The 16,554-nt window shown below is 68.5% G+C and carries 17 protein-coding genes; 10 read left to right on the top strand and 7 right to left on the bottom strand.

Translation table 11 applies throughout. The features are described 5' to 3' along the window. Positions 1-1,681, top strand: a 1,681-nt coding sequence (gene priA, locus APY03_RS30215; protein WP_232324472.1) for a replication restart helicase PriA, incomplete at its 5' end; no start/stop codon positions are given. A gap of 62 nt (positions 1,682-1,743) precedes the next feature. Here priA and APY03_RS30220 read toward each other — a convergent pair. Both APY03_RS30220 and APY03_RS30225 read right to left on the bottom strand, forming a co-directional pair. Continuing rightward, positions 1,744-1,953 carry a hypothetical protein gene (locus tag APY03_RS30220; RefSeq protein ID WP_068682890.1) on the bottom strand — a complete coding sequence of 70 codons (210 nt, stop codon included), beginning with the start codon at positions 1,951-1,953 and terminating at the stop codon, positions 1,744-1,746. 202 nt (positions 1,954-2,155) lie between these two features. Continuing rightward, positions 2,156-3,166, bottom strand: a complete 1,011-nt coding sequence (locus APY03_RS30225) for an AEC family transporter (protein ID WP_068682892.1) — start codon at positions 3,164-3,166, stop codon at positions 2,156-2,158. A 102-nt stretch (positions 3,167-3,268) separates the two neighbouring features. Between APY03_RS30225 and APY03_RS30230 the strand changes: the two genes are divergently transcribed. From APY03_RS30230 to APY03_RS30245, 4 genes are all read left to right on the top strand, one after another. Continuing rightward, entirely contained in the window at positions 3,269-5,455 is a 2,187-nt protein-coding gene (locus tag APY03_RS30230) for an ATP-dependent helicase (protein WP_068682930.1), read from the top strand. Next, positions 5,452-5,889: a hypothetical protein gene (locus APY03_RS30235; RefSeq protein WP_068682894.1), complete on the top strand. Its 438-nt coding sequence runs from the start codon at positions 5,452-5,454 to the stop codon at positions 5,887-5,889. The genes APY03_RS30230 and APY03_RS30235 overlap by 4 nt, the downstream gene beginning before the upstream one ends. After that, positions 5,886-7,049 (top strand): phospholipase A, encoded by a 1,164-nt coding sequence (locus APY03_RS30240; protein WP_068682896.1) that lies wholly within the window; start codon positions 5,886-5,888, stop codon positions 7,047-7,049. Before APY03_RS30235 ends, APY03_RS30240 begins: the two co-directional genes overlap by 4 nt. 237 nt (positions 7,050-7,286) lie before the next feature. Beyond that, positions 7,287-7,754, top strand: coding sequence for a DUF6130 family protein (locus APY03_RS30245; protein WP_068682898.1), 468 nt, complete (start codon positions 7,287-7,289; stop codon positions 7,752-7,754). 60 nt (positions 7,755-7,814) lie between these two features. Here APY03_RS30245 and APY03_RS30250 read toward each other — a convergent pair whose 3' ends face one another. From APY03_RS30250 to APY03_RS30260, 3 genes are all read right to left on the bottom strand, one after another. Beyond that, positions 7,815-8,147, bottom strand: a complete 333-nt coding sequence (locus APY03_RS30250; protein WP_068682900.1) for an NIPSNAP family protein — start codon at positions 8,145-8,147, stop codon at positions 7,815-7,817. Next, the gene (locus APY03_RS30255; protein ID WP_068682932.1) at positions 8,131-9,885 is read right to left on the bottom strand and encodes an FAD-dependent oxidoreductase; all 1,755 of its coding nucleotides are present in this window, start codon (positions 9,883-9,885) and stop codon (positions 8,131-8,133) included. Before APY03_RS30255 ends, APY03_RS30250 begins: the two co-directional genes overlap by 17 nt. Before the next feature lie 62 nt (positions 9,886-9,947). Further along, positions 9,948-10,907, bottom strand: a complete 960-nt coding sequence (locus APY03_RS30260; protein ID WP_068682902.1) for a flavin reductase — start codon at positions 10,905-10,907, stop codon at positions 9,948-9,950. A 78-nt stretch (positions 10,908-10,985) separates the two neighbouring features. On the opposite strand from APY03_RS30260, the gene APY03_RS30265 reads away from it, so the two are divergent. From APY03_RS30265 to APY03_RS30280, 4 genes are read left to right on the top strand one after another with little or no spacing between them, the layout of a single operon-like run. Continuing rightward, a complete protein-coding gene (locus APY03_RS30265; protein ID WP_068682904.1) occupies positions 10,986-12,179 on the top strand; it encodes a thiolase family protein in 1,194 nt (397 codons plus the stop codon). Continuing rightward, on the top strand, positions 12,176-12,598 hold the full coding sequence (locus APY03_RS30270; protein ID WP_068682906.1) for a Zn-ribbon domain-containing OB-fold protein: 423 nt from the start codon (positions 12,176-12,178) through the stop codon (positions 12,596-12,598). The genes APY03_RS30265 and APY03_RS30270 overlap by 4 nt, the downstream gene beginning before the upstream one ends. 16 nt (positions 12,599-12,614) lie before the next feature. Then, positions 12,615-12,941: an NIPSNAP family protein gene (locus tag APY03_RS30275; RefSeq protein ID WP_068682908.1), complete on the top strand. Its 327-nt coding sequence runs from the start codon at positions 12,615-12,617 to the stop codon at positions 12,939-12,941. Between the two features lie 18 nt (positions 12,942-12,959). Next, positions 12,960-13,718, top strand: coding sequence for a FadR/GntR family transcriptional regulator (locus APY03_RS30280; RefSeq protein WP_232081164.1), 759 nt, complete (start codon positions 12,960-12,962; stop codon positions 13,716-13,718). A 48-nt stretch (positions 13,719-13,766) separates the two neighbouring features. Here the strand turns inward: APY03_RS30280 and APY03_RS30285 are convergent, their stop codons facing one another. Both APY03_RS30285 and APY03_RS30290 read right to left on the bottom strand, forming a co-directional pair. Then, positions 13,767-14,999, bottom strand: a complete 1,233-nt coding sequence (locus APY03_RS30285; protein WP_068682910.1) for an amidohydrolase family protein — start codon at positions 14,997-14,999, stop codon at positions 13,767-13,769. A gap of 109 nt (positions 15,000-15,108) precedes the next feature. Beyond that, complete coding sequence (locus tag APY03_RS30290; protein WP_068682912.1) at positions 15,109-15,867, bottom strand: FadR/GntR family transcriptional regulator; 759 nt, start codon at positions 15,865-15,867, stop codon at positions 15,109-15,111. A gap of 192 nt (positions 15,868-16,059) precedes the next feature. On the opposite strand from APY03_RS30290, the gene APY03_RS44815 reads away from it, so the two are divergent. Next, positions 16,060-16,554 (top strand): CoA transferase (locus tag APY03_RS44815; RefSeq protein ID WP_232324473.1); only part of this gene is annotated, 495 nt, incomplete at its 3' end.

Here is a 16,554-nt window from a genome sequence, read left to right on the forward strand (position 1 = left end):
GCTGACGCCCGAGCAGGCAGAGGCACTGTCGCGCTTCGCCGCCGAAAGCGGCCCCTTCCTGCTCTTCGGCAGCACCGGCAGCGGCAAGACCGAGGTCTATCTGCAGGCCGTCGCGTCGCTGCTCGAACGCAAGCCGCATGCCCAGGCGCTGGTGATGGTGCCGGAGATCAACCTTACCCCGCAGTTGGAGGCTCGCTTCAAGGACCGCTTCGGGAGCGGCGCCGTGGTGTCGCTGCACAGCGGCATGACCAATCCCCAGCGCCTGGCGAGCTGGCTGGCGGCGCACGCAGGAGTGGCGCGCATCGTGCTCGGCACCCGGATGGCGGTGTTCGCCTCGATCCCGGCGCTCGAGTTGATCGTGGTCGACGAGGAGCACGACCCCAGCTACAAGCAGCAGGAAGGCGCCCGCTATTCGGCACGGGACCTGGCCGTCTGGCGCGGCCGGCGCGAAGGCGCCAAGGTGATCCTGGGCTCGGCCACGCCGTCGCTGGAGAGCTGGCACCAGAGCCGGCCGGCCGACGGCGCGGATGCCGGCGGGCGCTATGTTCGCCTGGCGATGCCCTCGCGCATCGGCACCGGGGCGCTGCCCACGGTGCGGCTGGTCGACATGGGCCTGCAGCCGCCGCGTACCGTGCTTTCCGCCGCGCTGCTGGACGCCATCGGCCAGCGGGTGGCGCGCGGCGAGCAGAGCATGGTGTTCCTGAACCGGCGCGGCTATGCGCCCGTTCTGGCCTGCGGCGACTGCGACTGGAAAAGCGAATGCCCGCACTGCAGCGCCTACCGCGTGTTCCACAAGATCGACCGCACGCTGCGCTGCCACCATTGCGGCTTCACCGAACGGGTGCCGCGCGCCTGCCCCGCGTGCGGCAACCCGGACATCGCGCCGGTGGGCCGCGGCACGGAGCGGCTCGAGGAGCACCTGGGCGAGCTGTTCGCCGACGTGAGGCGGCCCGACGGCAGCCCGGTGCACATCGCCCGCATCGATGCCGACAGCACGCGCCGGCAGGGCGCGCTCGAGTCGCAACTGGCGGCGGTGCATGCGGGCGAGGTCGACGTGCTGGTGGGCACGCAGATGATCGCCAAGGGCCACGACTTCCGCCGCATCACGCTGGTGGCGGCCGTGAATCCCGACAGCGCGCTGTTTTCGAGCGACTTCCGCGCGCCCGAGCGCCTGTTCAGCCTGCTCATGCAGTCGGCCGGACGCGCCGGGCGCGACGCGGCCTACCTGTCGGCGCAGGGCTCCACCGCGGAGATGTGGATCCAGACCCATCACCCGCGGCACGCCCTCTTCGCCGCCTTGCGCCGGCACGACTACCCGGCCTTCGCCCAGCGCGAGCTGGAGGAGCGCGCGGCGGCCGGCATGCCGCCCTTCGCCTTCCAGGCCCTGTTGCGTGCCGATGCCCGTACGCAGGAAGCAGCGCAGGGTTTTCTCCACGCCGCCAACGCGGGGGCCGAGGGGCTGGAGGGTGCGCAGCAGGTGACCCGCTATTCCCCCGTGCCGCATGCGATCCAGCGCGTGGCCGACGTGGAACGGGCACAGCTGCTGGTCGAGAGCGCTTCGCGTACGGCGCTGCAGCGCCTGCTGGCGGCCTGGCAGCCTGTGCTGCATGGGCTGCGCAAGCAGCCCGAGGGCAAGGGCGTGATCCGCTGGCTGGTCGACGTCGACCCGCAAAGCATCTGAACTCGCGCCCTGGCTTCGCCGGCCGCGGCGCGAAGCGCAGGGCCGGCGCGTTCACGCCTTCTTCAGTGCATGCCGATCGGCTGCTTGCCCATCTCGATGTATTGCAGCGCCGTGCGGCGCCTGCGCTGTGCGTGGCCGGTGCGGGCGAACAACAGGAGGCTGGCGGCGCCCGTCGCCAGTGCCGGAACGGCACTCAAGGCACCGGCGTGCCAAAGCCAGCCCACGGTGGCAAGGCACGCCACACACAGCATCCAGCGCATCCAAGTCGTCATGGCAGTTTCCCCCAGGGTTTTGACGCCACTTTAGCAGGGCATTTGAAAACAGAAGAATTAGTCAAAAGGAATAGTTAACACTATCGGTCAATAGTCAACGTCCCGCTGTAGGCAATATTCTGAAACAGCGCTTGACGCGGTCCGAAGCCGATGTCCAGGCTCTTTGGGCGGGCCGCAGGGGAAAGGCCCCCGCGTGAAGGCCTTAGCGCAGCCAGCCCACCGCCAGCGGAAAGCTGAAGAAAGCTGCCACAGTGGTCCACAGGATGATTCGCGCGATGCGCCCGCTGTCGGCGCCGAAGCGCTCGGCCAGCATGGCCACGTTGCTCGCGCTCGGCAGCGCGGCCACCAGCACCATCACGACCAGCGCGCTGCGTTCCAGCGGGAAGCCGAGAGCCATCGCAGCGCGTCCCGCACCGTAGACCAGCAAGGGATGCGCCAGCAGCTTGATCGCTGCCACCCACAGCAGATCGGCCGTCCGCGCCGGCGAAAGCGCCCGCACCCCGCTGCCCATGGCCTCGCCGACACGTGCGCTGGCGCGATGCTCGCGGGCCAACATCGCCGAGCGGGCCAGCACGGCGCCGATGGTGAACAGCGCCACCGGCGAGGCGGCATCGCCCAGCATCGCGATCGTGCGCTCCAGCGGGCCCGGCAGGGCGAGGCCGGTTGCCGAGGCCAGGCCACCGAGCAGGATCGCCCAGGGCATCGGGTTCTGCATGATGCCGCGCAGGGCCTGCCGCGCCGCCCGGGCCGCGCCATGCGCACCGGCCCCGTCGAGGCGCGACAGCGCGATGCACAGCGAGGACGTCAGCACCAGGTCCAGGGCAATGGTGATGATCATCGGCGAGGCCGCCTGCGCGCCCAGGATCGCGATCAGCAGGGGCAGCCCCATGAAACCGGTGTTGGGGAAGGCCGCCACCAGCGCCCCGAAGGACGCGTCGTTCCAGGTCAGGCCCTGATGACGCGCCAGCCCCACCGTGGCCCCGACCACGAGCAGCGCGCAGCCGCCCCAGACGACCCCGACGCCGGCATCGAGAAGCTGCGCGATCGGCGCACCCGCGCCGAATCGGAACAGCATGCACGGCAGCGCGAAATAGAGCACGAAGGCATTGAGGCCCGGAATGGCGCCCAGCGGCAGTGCCCCGCAGCGGGCTGCTGCATAGCCGGCAGCGATCAGCGCGAAGAAAGGGAGCGTGACGGAAAGAATTTGAAGCACGCGGGCGATTGTCGTCGTGCGACATCGCGACACAGCTTTCACACAGCCTTGCATCGGGGCGCACCCGTATCATTGCCCGCTTTGCGCCCTTCCGCCGCCTTCATGTCCTCCGGTCTCAATCTCGCGCAGCAAGAAGCCGTCAACTACCTCCATGGCCCTTGCCTGGTGCTCGCCGGCGCGGGCTCGGGCAAGACGCGCGTCATCACGCACAAGATCGCGCGGCTGATCCAGTCCGGGCTGGCGCCCCAGCGCATCGCCGCCATCACCTTCACCAACAAGGCCGCGAGCGAGATGCGCGAGCGCGCCAAGGGCCTGATCGGGCGCGATGCCAACAAGGTGGTGGTCTGCACCTTCCACGCGCTGGGCGTGCGCATGATGCGCGAGGACGGCTCCGTGCTCGGCCTGAAGCCGGCCTTCAGCATCCTCGACAGCGACGACGTCACCAAGATCCTCAAGGATGCCGGCGGCACCACCGACGCCGCCACAGCGCGCATCTGGCAGTGGACCATCAGCAAGTGGAAGAACATGGGGCTCGACGCCGCGCAGGCCGAGGCCCAGGCGGCCGACGACAACGAACGCATCACGGCGCGCATCATGGCGCGCTACGAAGAGCGCCTGACCGCCTACCAGAGCGTGGACTTCGACGACCTGATTGGCATGCCGCTCAAGCTGCTGCAGCAGCACGAGGACGTGCGCGCCAAGTGGCAGGCCGCGCTCGGCCATGTGCTGGTCGACGAGTACCAGGACACCAACGCCACGCAGTACGAGGTGCTCAAGGCGCTGGTCGGCCAGCGCGGCCGCTTCACCGCGGTGGGCGATGACGACCAGTCGATCTATGGCTGGCGGGGCGCCACGCTGGACAACCTGCGCAAGCTGCCGGTCGACTTCCCCACGCTCAAGGTCATCAAGCTCGAGCAGAACTACCGCAGCACCAGCGCCATCCTGCGGGCGGCCAACAACGTGATCGGCCCGAACCCCAAGCTCTTCCCCAAGACCCTGTTCAGCGAGCTGGGCGAGGGCGAGCCGGTGCGCGTGGTCGACGCCGACAACGAGGCGCACGAGGCCGAGCGCGCCGTGGCACGCATCCAGAGCCTGCGCGGCGGCGATGCGACCGCGCAGGGCCCGCAGTTCAAGGAGTTCCGCGACTTCGCGATCCTCTACCGCGCCAACCACCAGGCGCGCGTGTTCGAGCAGGCCCTGCGCCGCGCGCAGATCCCGTACAAGGTCTCCGGCGGCCAGAGCTTCTTCGACCGCGCCGAGATCAAGGACCTGTGCGGCTGGTTCCGCCTGTGGGTCAACAACGACGACGACCCGGCCTTCCTGCGCGCCGTGACCACGCCCAAGCGCGGCATCGGCCACACCACGCTGGCAAGCCTCGGCACCTTCGCGAGCCAGTACAAGCTGAGCCTGTTCGAAGCATTGTTCTCGCCCTCGCTGCCCAGCGTGATGGCCAAGCGCGCGCAGGAGGGACTGCACGAGTTCGGCCGCTACATCAACGACCTCGAATACCGCGCACGCCGCACCATGGGCGCCGAGGACGCGCGCACCTTCCTGGCCGACTGGCTCAAGGAGATCGACTACGAAAAGCACCTCTACGACGGAGAGGACAGCGAGCAGGCTGCCGCCAGCCGCTGGACCAACGTGCTCGAGTTCTGCGACTGGATGTCGCAGCGCTGCGGCGGGCAGATCGCCGACGCGAGCGGCGCCGGACCGCTCCAAGCCGCGAGAGCCCCCTCGGGGGGCAGCGAGGACACGGCAGCGCCGAGCGTGGGGGCAAGTCCTTCCGGTGCGACGGTCGAGAACGAGCGCAAGAGCCTGCTGGAGGTGGCGCAGACCATCTCGCTCCTGTCCACCATCAGCGAGCGCGAGAAGGACCAGAACGTGGTCACGCTCTCCACGCTGCATGCTTCCAAGGGCCTGGAGTGGCCGCACGTGATGCTGATCGGCGTGAACGAGGGCCTGCTGCCCTTCAAGCTCGAGGACGATGGCGGCCGGCAGCAGAAGGTCAGTGACGAAACGCTGGCGCGCCTGCAGGAGGAGCGCCGCCTGATGTACGTCGGCATCACGCGCGCCCAGCGCAGCCTTGCCGTGAGCTGGACCAAGCGCCGCAAACAGGGCCGCGAGATGGTGCCTGCGCAGCCGAGCCGTTTCATCGCCGAGATGGCGCTCGACAAGAAGACCATCAAGGAAGATCCGCGCGAGAAGCTCAAGGCGCTGCGCGCCGAGTTCGCGCGCAAGGCCCAGGACAACGCGGCGGCGGCAGCAGCAGCGGCCGCCGCAGGCTCATGAGGCGCCGGCTGCTGCTGCTGGCTCCGGCCCTGGGCCTGGCTGCCGGCGCCGCCCTGGCCCAGCCGGCTTGCCCCGCCAACGGCCGTGAGCTGCCCGCGGGCGCGCTCTACGGCAACTGGGAGGCACGCATAGAAGGCGTGCCCGGCATCGCGCGCGTTCGGCTGGCGAGGCATCCCGACTACGAAGGCGTTCGCGGCACCCTCACGCGCGAGAGCGGCGTGAAGCCGCCGACGGTGGCCCAGCTCGCGGGCGACATCGACGACGAAGGCCTGCTCAGCCTCGACGAGTCGATGGACGGCCGAGCCATCAGCGGCAACTGGCTGGGCGAGCTCCAGCCGGGCTCCTGCGGCAGGGAATTCAGGGGAACGTGGCGCAACGCGTCCGACGACAGCACGCATCCCTTCGTGCTGAACAAGACAGGCAGTTGGCAATGAAACACACACGCATCACCACCACCTTCGCGGTGCTCCTCGCTGGTCTCGGCATGGCGCTCGCGCAGGCCCAGCCCGCGCAGCAACCGGCCAGCCCGCTGGCCGACGCGCAGCTGACCTGGCAGCAGTGCCAGCGGCTCGCGAGCGACAACGAGGCACGTCTGGCCTGCTTCGACCGCTGGGCCCAGCAGCAGACGCTGCCGGCAGCCGTGATACCCACCGCGCCGCCGGCGCTCGCCAACGCGCAGCCACCGGCGCCCGTGGACGCCGCCGTGCCCGCCACGCGCGTCGTCTCCGTCGCGACCGAGGAGGGCTGCCGCGACAGCCAGTACTCTGCGCTCTCGCGCTTCTGGGAACTCGAGAACGGGAGCGACTGCGGCACCTTCAGCTTCCGCGGCTACAGGCCGCTGAACGTGTCGTTCGCGACCTCGAACCACAAGCCCGACACGCCGACCTCGCCCGCGACCGGCCACACCGGCACCTACATTCCCTACCAGGCCAACGAGATGCGCATCGGCCTGTCGGTGCGCACCAAGCTCGCCCAGGGCATGCTGACGCAGAACGATCCGGTCAAGAAGGACTCGCTGTGGTTCGGCTACAGCCAGCAGTCGACCTGGCAGATCTTCAACGGCGACATCTCGCGGCCCTTCCGCACCACCGACCACGAGCCCGAGCTGATGTACGTCTACCCCACGGACTACCGGCTGCCCGGCGGCTGGCGCTGGCGCTATGCGGGTGTCGGCCTGGTGCACCAGTCGAACGGCCAGAGCCTGCCCTACTCGCGCAGCTGGAACCGCCTCTACCTGATGGGAGGCATGGAGCTGGACGACCGCTTCACCATCACCGGCCGCGTCTGGCAGCGCCTGCACGAGAGCGGCGCCGACGACGACAACCCCGACATCTCGAACTACATCGGCCGCGCAGAAGTCACGGGCCGCTGGAATCTCAACCAGGACAACACGCTCGCCGTGACGGTGCGCAACAACCTGCGCGAGAGCGGCCGCGGCTCGGTCCGGCTCGAGTGGCTCAAGTCCCTTGGCGATTCGGCGAGGAGCAACCTGCGCTTCCACACGCAGCTGTTCCACGGCTACGGCGACACGCTGGTCGACTACAACCGCAAGCGCACGGTACTGAGCATCGGGCTGAGCCTGGTCGACTTCTAGAGGAAGGCCCGGAGCAAGAGGCCGGCGAGTGCATGCGACTCGGCCGGCGAGGAGCGCTTGTACGCCAAGCCACTGGCAGTCCCGGGCACGGCCGGGTTTGTACGCCAGTGTGTCTCGCAGCCACGCGAACACGCCGGAATGCAAATCGGCCATCCTTCGACAAATCACGGATACGAACGCCGTTTTCAATACAGCTCATCGTTACCCGTTCGATCCCAAGCACGAAGGAAATCACCCATGCGATCCCACTTCAGTCACCTGGCCCTTGCAGCAACCAGCGCTCTTTTCTGCCTGGCAGCCGGGGCGCAGACAGCAACCGAGGCCGGTCGTCCCGCTGCCGTGCTTCCGCTCGCAACGGAAGCGCCGCCGAAGCTGGTCGTGTATCCGCCGCTGGCCGAGCCTCTGGCGCGAGGCGTCGTCATCCTCCAGTACAGGGCCGAGAACGTGCGGATCCTTCCGGTCTTCGGCAAGGGCGCCCTGGAGGTGTCGCCGCGTGCGGGCCATCTCCACGTGACCGTCGACGACCGACCCGGAACGTGGGCTCACACGAGCGGCGATCCGATCATCGTCGTCGGCCTGGAGCCCGGCGCGCACAAGTTGCTGATCGAAGTGGCCGACCCGGTCCACAAGATCCTGACCCGCGAGACGGTCGCCGTGACGGTGCCGGCTCAGCCGGGATCGTCCGCCACACCCCACATGCACTGATTGCAGCGACACGCAGCAGTCAGAGCGCGAGGCGGCGCGTAGGCGCCTTCGCGAAAGCCGCTATCGCGCCGGCATCATCTCCACCGCCTTGATCAGCCGCGTCTCCTGCGCCACGACCAGGTGTTCCGAGGCCTGCAGGTAGGCCGGGAACGCCGGATGTGCGTCGCGTGCCTTGCAACGCCGCTCGTAGTCCGCCAGGTCGTCGTAGCCCCACAGGTGCACGAACTGGTTGAGCGGGCCGACGTGGCTCACGTAGAAGCCGAGCGGCGTGCCCAGCGTCTCGTTGAGGAACGGCATGGCGAGCCTGTTGAACACGTCGAGGAACTCCGGCATCTTGCGCGGCTTGATCGTGTAGATGCGGTGGTCGACGAGAGGCTTAGGCGGGTACTGCATCGGGTTCCTTCGAGGTGTTGGTGCTTCTGGATGCGAGTGACGGCTCCAGGCCTGCAAGGTGGCGGCCGGTGATGTAGCCGAAGGTCATGATCGGCCCCAGCGTGATGCCGGCGCCGGGGTAGTTGCCGCCCATCACGCTGGCGCGGTCGTTGCCCACCGCGTACAGGCCTTCGATAGGCTGGTCCTGCGCATCGAGCACGCGGCCCACCACGTCGGTGGCGATGCCGTCGAAGGTGCCCAGGTCGCCCATCACGATGCGCAGCGCGTAGTAGGGGCCGTCGCCGACCGGCGCGACGCAGGGGTTGGGTTTGTTGTCCGGGTCGGCCAGGTAGCGGTTGAAGGATGTGGTGCCGCGGCCGAACTGGCGGTCGACGCCCTGCACTGCGCCCTCGTTGTACTCGCGCACGGTTTGCTCCAGTCCGTCCGGGTCGATGCCCGCGTTCTGCGCCAGCTCGCGCAGCGTCGCGCCCCTGGCCAGGTACCCGTTGCGCACGAGCGGCCCGAGCGGCATCGGCGCGGGCTTGGCGTAGCCCAGGCCGTACTTGCCGATCGTCGCCTGGCCGCAGACCAGCCACATGCCGGTCTCCGCTCCCTGCCCCGCAGCGACCATCGCCGCGCCCACGTCGTGGTAGGAGTTCGACTCGTTCGTGAAGCGCCTGCCGTTCTTCAGCACGCCGATGATGCCGGGCTTGTAGCGGTCCAGCAGGTGCGGGAAGGCCCCGTACTCGCCCTTGCCCAGCGGCACCTTGGAGGTCGGCATCCAGGCCGCCGGCGAGCTGAAGCGGATCTCGACGCGGCCTCCGGCCTTCTCGGCCAGGCGCGCCCCGTCGCCGGTGTTGCCCCGAGGCACCGGAGAGAAATGCTCGCCCCCCGCGCGCAAGTGCGGGTAGGCCCGCGCGATGCGCTGCGTGTCGTGCGAGAACCCGCCGCCGGCCAGAACCACGCCCTTGCGCGCGACGATGCGTTGCAGCCCCTCGGGCCCCTTCACCAGCGCGCCGGTCACGCGGCCGTCCCGGACGATCAACTCCTGCGCCGGCGTGCGCGTGCGGATCGGGATCTCCAGGTCGAGCGCCGACTTCGCGAGGCGCGCCGCCAGCGCGTTGCCGCTCGTCACGTTGATGCCGCGGCGGTACAGCGCCAGCTCCTTCAGGTGATTGAGCACGCGTTTCACCACGTACCTGAACGAAGTGAAGGACTTGGTGAAGCGGAAGAAGTGCTTCAGGTCCGCGTTGGCGGAGTTGAACATCATCCCGATGAAGGTGATGGTGGCCAGCGGCGGGCGCAGGCGCGCCATCTCCGGACCCAGCTCGCGGATGTCGTAGGGCGCGGCGAGGATCGAGCGGCCGATGTCCACGCCGCCCTCGGCGTCGGGGTGGTAGTCGGGGTACAGCGTCGGGATGAACCGGACCTCGGTCTCGCGCTCGAAGAACGCCACCATCTCCGGACCCTTGTCGATGAAAGCCTCCACCGCCGGGCCGTCGTACCAGCGGCCGGTCTCGGCCTTCATGTAGCGGATCACCGCGTCGCGCGTGTCCGCGTAGCCGGCCTTCTTTGCATGGGGAGAGAGTGGAATCCACAGCACTCCGCCTGAGAACGCGGTAGTGCCGCCGAACACCGGCTCCTTCTCGACCACGATGACGTCCAGGCCGTTCTTCCTGGCGGTGATGGCCGTCGACAGTCCGCCGGCGCCGGAGCCGATCACCAGCACATCGCATTCGGTCGTGGGCAGGTCGTTCATGGGCACTGAAGTACCTTCGCCTTCGGCTGCGGTGCTGTTCGTCTTCGGGGTGGTCGTGCGTGTCATGCCTGGGCTTCCTCAGCCGCGACATCGCGGCGAAGCTGGTCGAAGTAATGGCTCATCTCGCATTCGGCCGCGTCGGGGTCGCGCTCGCGCATGTGCGCAAGGATCTTCCTGCGCACCGGCACCAGCTCGGGACGGGCGCGCAGCGTCGTGTCGGTCTGCAGCACATGGCGCACCAGGGTGGTCAGCGTCTCGGCCACCACGACCAGCACGTCGTTGTGCGCGGCCTTGGTGACCAGGCGGAAGAACTCGATGCTGGCCTCGGCGCGCTGGGCCGCATCGGCATAGTTCTCGATCTCGGCAATGTTGCGCTCGATCGCGTCGAAGTCTTCCGGCGAGCCGTTCTGGCAGGCCAGGCGCAGCAGCATGCAGTTGACCAGGCGCCGTGCCTGGTCGAGGTGGGCCGAATCCATCCGGCCGCCGGCGGCGAGCTCGCGCAGCGACTGCGTCAGCATCATGTAGGCGCCCTTGTAGAAGACCAGGGAGGCTTCCTCGCGCCCATGGTCGAAGCGCGCCACATGTCCCAGGAAGAGCACGTGGTCGCCCGCCAGGTGCTCGGCGAACTTGTCGCATTCGAAGCTGGCGACGCTGCCCGCGATCACCGGCAGCCCGCGGTGGCCCGGAGCCCACGCAACGCCGTCGAACTTGTCGACGACGGCGCCGCTGGCGAAGCGCGCCGACAGCTCCTTCTGGTCCTCCGCCAGCACGTTGATCGCGAAGGCGCCGGCCTGGCGGAAGGCCTCCAGGCTCTTGCTCTGCAGCCGCAGCCCCCAGGACACCAGCGGCGGCTCCAGCGACACCGAGCTGAACGAATTGCAGGTCAGCCCGATAGGCTTGCCGTCGGGCCCTGTCGTGGTGATGATGGCCACGCCGGTGGGAAAGCTGCCCAGTGCGTTGCGGAAGGCCCGCGAGTCGAAGGCGGCCTGCGGATCGGCGGGCGCGGGGGTCAGGGTCGTCACTGGCAGCTCCGAACGTTGAATGGTTTGACCATTATAGATATACTGGACTGCCATTTCAACCCAAGGGGAACCCACCCAATGACTCGTCGAGTTGCCATCATCGGCACCAGCGCGATTCCGGTCGGCCGCCACCAGACCAAGGCGGAAGAGCCGCTGCAGGTCCTGGAGCAGGAGATCATGACCCGGCTGGTGGTCGAGGCGGTCGCGGATGCCGGCGTCGAGAAGAAGGACATCGGCAGCCTCGTGCTGACGCTGCCCAGGCCCTACACGCTGCAGAAGTACTTCTCCACTTTCCTGGTCAGCCACCTGCGCCTCCAGTGCACCGGAAGCGTGCTGGAGGTCATGGGCAACGGCATGACGGGCGCGGTCTGCTTCGACCGTGCCTGCGACGAGATACTGCTCGGACGCACCGACGTCGCGCTCGCGCTGGGCATCAACATGGAGGCTGCCACCCCGGCCTCCGAGCACGCGATGAGCAGTATGCGCACCACCGGCGACGTGGACTTCCACGCCTCGAGCGGCTTCATCCCGATCAGCTGGTACGCCATGGACGCCATGCGCTACATGCACGAATACGGCGCCACGCGCGAACATTTCGGCGCGGTCGCGGTCAAGAACCGCTGGCACGCCTCGATGAACCCGCTCGCGCAGTACCGCAAGCCGATCACGCTGCCGGAGGTGCTGGAGCAGCGCCCGATCGTGGAGCCGCTCGGCCTGTACGACGTGCCGGGCCGCAGCGACGGCGCCGCCTGCCTGGTGCTGGCCTCGGAGGAGGTCGCGAAGTCGCTGGGCCGGCCTTATGTGCTGGTGCGCGGCCGCGGCTTCTGCCATGACGGCTCGCACCAGATCAACGAGGTGCCCAACGACATGACCGAGCTGATTGCAGCCAAGGAGGCCGCGGCCACCGCCTACCGGCAGGCCGGCATCGCGCCCGCGGACATCGACCTGGCGGAGTTCTACGCGCCTTGCACCGTCGTGGAGGTGCTGGTGAGCGAGGCAGTGGGCTTCTTCGACCGCGGCGAAGGCGCACCGGCCGCGGCCGAGGGCCGCACGAAGCTCGGCGGGCAGATCCCCATCTCGACCTCCGGCGGCCTGACCTCGCGCGGCCATCCGGCGTACGTCACCTCGCTCTACAACTACTGCGAAATGGCCGACCAGCTGCGCGGCCGCGCCGGCGAACGCCAGGTCGCGGATGCCCGGCTGGGACTGGCCACCGGCGAGCTTGGCAACTACAACGCCGCGCTCGTGCACGTCCTGGAGGCGCAACGATGACGCTCGAACTCATCCCCATGCCGCGCCGGCGCGCCTACCCGCCGCGTGTGTCGGCCTTCACGCAGACCTTCTGGGAGGGCCTGGGCGCCGGCCGCTGGCAAACCACCTGCTGCGAGGCCTGCGGCAAGTTCACCTTCCCGCCCAAGCCCGTATGCCCCCACTGCTGGTCGGACCGCATGCAATGGAAGGACCTGGGCGGGCGCGGCACGCTCTATTCGTGGACCCGCATCCATGCAGCGCCCAAGGTGTTCGTCGACGAGGCGCCCTACGCCGTGTGCGTGGTGGACCTGGAGATCGGCCTGCGCATCGCCACCCGGCTCGTCGAGCGCCAGGACAAGCCCTTCCAGTGCGGCATGCCCGTCGAGCTCGTCGTGCTTCAGTACGAAGACGGGCCCCTGCTCGCTTCGCGCCCCCTCTAGAGACAAGGAGAGACCCGTGTTCTACGAATTCCGCACCTACACCTGCGTCCCGGGCAAGCTGCCCATCGTGCTCAAGCGCTTCGAGACGGCCACCCTCGCGCTGTTCGAGAAACATCGCATCCAGCGCATCACGCCGCTGTTCACGGTCGCCGTCGGCGAGGACAACATGCAGATCAAGTATGTGCTCCAGTGGGAGTCCCATGAGGAACGCGATCGCGCATGGTCGGCTTTCAGGGCGGACCCGGGCTGGCAGAAGGCGCTGGCCGAGTCCGAGAAGGATGGGCAGGTCGTCGTCAAGATCTCGAACGAACTGCTCGCCGCTGCCCCGTTCTCGCTGAAGTGAGACGGTAGAATCCGCGCCGTGATCCACGCCGACTTCCGCCCGAAAGAAGCCTCCGAATCCTCCCTCGGATTCGAGCCCATCGCGCCCTCGCGCGCGTTCGAGGAAATCGCGGCGCAGATCCGCGAGCTGGTGGCCACCGGCCGCCTCAAGCCCGGGGACCGGCTCCCTGCCGAGCGCGACCTCTCCGCCAAGTTCAAGGTCAGCCGCAACACGCTGCGCGAGGCGCTGCGCGCGCTCGAGCTGAGCGGCATGATCGAGCTGCGCAAGGGCGCGTCCGGCGGTGCCTTCGTGCTGCCCGGCAGCTCCGGCGTCATCGTCAACGGCTTGCGCGACCTGTACCACCTCGGCGCCATCAAGCCCGAGCACCTGACCGAGGCGCGGGTCTGGCTCAGCGACATCGTGGTGCGCGTCGCCTGCGAGCGCCTGACCGAGGAAGACCTGCAAGCGCTCGAAGAGAACGTGGCGCTGGCCGCCAAGGCCAACAAGGCCGGCAACTTCCAGGAGCGCGCGGACCTGCACCGCGAGTTCCACAACCTGCTTGCCGTGGCCACCCGCAACCCGATCATCCAGATCACCATGGAAGGCGTGATGGAGGTGATGCGCGAGTTCGTCAAGGCGATCGGCCCGAGCGACAACGCCTACACTCTGCCCTCGCGCCGCCGGCTGCTCAAGCACCTGCGTGCGCGCGATGCAGACGCCGCGGTTGCGGAAATGAACAAGTTCCTGGAGCGCCTGCAGGCGAACTACATGGAGCTGTGGAACTCCCGCAAGCAGTGAGCCACGCGGCAACGGCCGCCGCCGCCGCGTGAACTCCGCTCTCGCCGCTCAGAACTGGTAGCCGTACTTCGCGGCGACTTCCTTGAAGCCGAACACGCGCGCGGCGTTCTCGCCCAGCACCTTGCGGCGCGACACTTCGCTCAAATGCCCCATCTGGCGCTCGATCGCCTGCGCCGAATGCGGCCAGGTGCCCTCGTGGTGCGGATAGTCGTTGGCCCACATGAAGTTGTCCTGCAGGCCGTGCTCCTCCATCAACCCGAGGCCGGCGCGGTCTTCGCCGAAGGTCGCGAAGCCGCGCGCCTTGAAGTAGTCCGAGGGCAGCATCTTCAGCTTGGGCTTCACCCAGAAGTGGTGCTTGAGGTAGGCCTCGTCCATCGCGTCAAGCATCCATGGCACCCAGCCTATGCCGGCTTCGACGCTGCCGAAGCGCAGCTCCGGGAAGCGCTCCGCCACGCCCGACGCGCAGATGTTCACCAGCGGCTCCAGCGTCGGCGACAGCGAGTGCACGACGTAGTTCACCACCGCGCCGCCCAGGCCGCGCGTGGTGCGCGGGTCCTTGCCGGTGGAGACGTGGAAGGTGGCGGGCACGCCGGCCTCGACGAAGCGCGCCCACATCGGATCGAACTCCACCTTGTTGTAGTTCAGCTCGTTGGTCTTGGGCGGCCCGAAGAGCGGCTTGCACGGCAGCGTGAAGTGGCGAAAGCCCAGCTTCAGGCAGCGGTCGATCTCCTTGAGCGTGGCCTCGACGTTCCCGGTGGCCAGCGCAGCGGCGGGCGACAGGCGTTCGATGTGGGGCCCGAAGTTCTCCCAGGCCCAGGTGTTGTAGACCTCGCACTGCGCGTGGGCGAAGTCGGGGTCGAAGGTGTACCACATGCCCAGGCCCTTGCCCGGGAAGATGATCTCGCCGTCGATGCCGTCCAGCTCCAGGTCGCTCAGGCGCTGCTCCACGCTCGGGCCGCGCTCGGATGCGGTGGCGCCGGCCCTGGAACGGGCGAGGTCCTCGCCCTCCAGCTTGGCCAGGATCAGCCGGTCCGGCTGCTCGGACGCTTCCATCTTGCGCCACTGCACGCCCTTCTCGTCGATCCACACCTTGGGCAGGCGGTCGCGGTACTTCGCGTCGATGCGCTCGGCCCACAGGTTGCCGGGCTCGTTGGCGTGCGTGTCCGACGAGATCATCAGGTACTTGTCGGGCGCACCCGGTTGCGGCGACTTTTCCCAGCCGGCAGAGCCGGGAGTGTTCAGGCGCCATTGGTTGGCTTCGTTGACGACGATCTCGGTCATGACAGGTCCTCGATGGGGAATGGAAGGTTGAACCGGTTCAGTTTGAATGGTTTGACCATTCTAAACCGCAAGCGGTACCTGTCAAGCCCCGCGCCGGGGCAGGCGCGTGTCAGCGGGCCGTCTTGGCGGCGATCCTGCGGGCCGGTGCCGGCACGGCAGCCGTCGGCTCAACGTCCATGCCTTCCTGGACGATGGTCAGGTATTCGTCCATGCCCTTGGCGGCCGCCTTGGCATCGCGCGCGCGCAGCGCCTTGAGGATGCGGCGGCGCACGGGGACCAGCTCCGGGCGAGCCTTGCGGCCGGTCTGGTCGATCACGTAGCGGATGATGTCGGACAGCGAATCGACCAGCATCGCCAGCACCTCGTTGCGGGTGGCGCGGGCGATCAGGCCGAAGAAGCGCACGCCCTCGTCGGCGCGGCGCCGCAGGTCGTCGCTGCTCTCGATCTCTGCGATGTTGCGCTCGATCGCGGCGAAGTCCTCCTCGGTGGCGCGTTCGCAGGCGAGCTCGATCACCATCCCGTTGATCAGCCGCCGGGCCTCCGCCAGGCCGGCCAGCGACACGCGCCCCAGGAACATCAGGTCCTGCAGCGACTGCGTGAGGAGCGCCGGATTGCCGTCGCGGATGAAGGCGCCCCCCTTCACGCCCTTCTGCAGCGAGACGACGCCCGAGATCTCCAGCGTGCGCAATGCCTCGCGCACCGCGGGCCGGCTGACCTTGAATTCCACCGCTAGGTCGCGCTCCGCCGGCAGCTTGTCGCCGGGCTTGAGCACGCCGGAGGCCAGGCGCTTGCGGATCTGCTCGCAGATCTCCTCGAAGACGCGGCGCGTCTTGACCTCCTGGAAGGACAGCTGCGGTGTGGTTGCCATTGCTTCTCTATGTGGTTGGGGTTGATCGAGGATAGCCCAATGCGGGCAAGGGTCGGACAAGGTTAATTTCCTGGATTTGCAATGGACAGACCAATACAATGACGTAGGGCTCACCGCATGCCGGATGGCCCTGCTGCTGCCGGTCGAGGGCCCGCGGCATTCTCGTCACCCATCGACCCCCTGGAGACCCAGATGAATCCCGCTTCCCGTTCCGGCCCGCTGCTCGGCCTGCGCGTCGTCGAATTCGCCGGCATCGGCCCCGGCCCCTTCGCCTGCATGCTGCTGTCCGACATGGGCGCCGACGTCGTCACCATCGACCGCCCCGGCAAGAAGCTGGGCGAGCGGCACAACATCACCGGCCGCGGCCGCAGCGTGCTGCTGGCCGACCTGAAGGACGCCGCCGCACGCGAGCAGGTGTACCAGCTGCTGGAGAAGGCCGACGTGCTGATCGAGGGCTACCGCCCCGGCGTGATGGAGCGCCTCGGCTTCGGCCCGGAGGCCGTGCTCGCGCGCAACCCGCGCATCGTCTACGGCCGCATGACCGGCTGGGGCCAGGAGGGCCCGCTCGCGCAGGCGGCGGGCCACGACCTCAACTACATCGCCATCACCGGCGCGCTTCACGCGATCGGCCCCAAGGACGGCGCGCCGGTCCCGCCGCTGAACCTCATCGGCGACTACGGCGGCGGC

The organism is Variovorax sp. WDL1 (genome assembly GCF_001541225.1).
Taxonomy (GTDB): Bacteria; Pseudomonadota; Gammaproteobacteria; order Burkholderiales; family Burkholderiaceae_C; genus Variovorax.

Coding starts and splice junctions, on each gene's coding strand:
- APY03_RS30250 (WP_068682900.1), bottom strand. CDS start 8,147: ATGCAGTACCCGCCTAAGCCTCTCGTCGACCACCGCATCTACACGATC.
- APY03_RS30240 (WP_068682896.1), top strand. CDS start 5,886: ATGAAACACACACGCATCACCACCACCTTCGCGGTGCTCCTCGCTGGT.
- APY03_RS30235 (WP_068682894.1), top strand. CDS start 5,452: ATGAGGCGCCGGCTGCTGCTGCTGGCTCCGGCCCTGGGCCTGGCTGCC.
- APY03_RS30245 (WP_068682898.1), top strand. CDS start 7,287: ATGCGATCCCACTTCAGTCACCTGGCCCTTGCAGCAACCAGCGCTCTT.
- APY03_RS30265 (WP_068682904.1), top strand. CDS start 10,986: ATGACTCGTCGAGTTGCCATCATCGGCACCAGCGCGATTCCGGTCGGC.
- APY03_RS30220 (WP_068682890.1), bottom strand. CDS start 1,953: ATGACGACTTGGATGCGCTGGATGCTGTGTGTGGCGTGCCTTGCCACC.
- APY03_RS30285 (WP_068682910.1), bottom strand. CDS start 14,999: ATGACCGAGATCGTCGTCAACGAAGCCAACCAATGGCGCCTGAACACT.
- APY03_RS30290 (WP_068682912.1), bottom strand. CDS start 15,867: ATGGCAACCACACCGCAGCTGTCCTTCCAGGAGGTCAAGACGCGCCGC.
- APY03_RS30255 (WP_068682932.1), bottom strand. CDS start 9,885: ATGAACGACCTGCCCACGACCGAATGCGATGTGCTGGTGATCGGCTCC.
- APY03_RS30270 (WP_068682906.1), top strand. CDS start 12,176: ATGACGCTCGAACTCATCCCCATGCCGCGCCGGCGCGCCTACCCGCCG.
- APY03_RS30230 (WP_068682930.1), top strand. CDS start 3,269: ATGTCCTCCGGTCTCAATCTCGCGCAGCAAGAAGCCGTCAACTACCTC.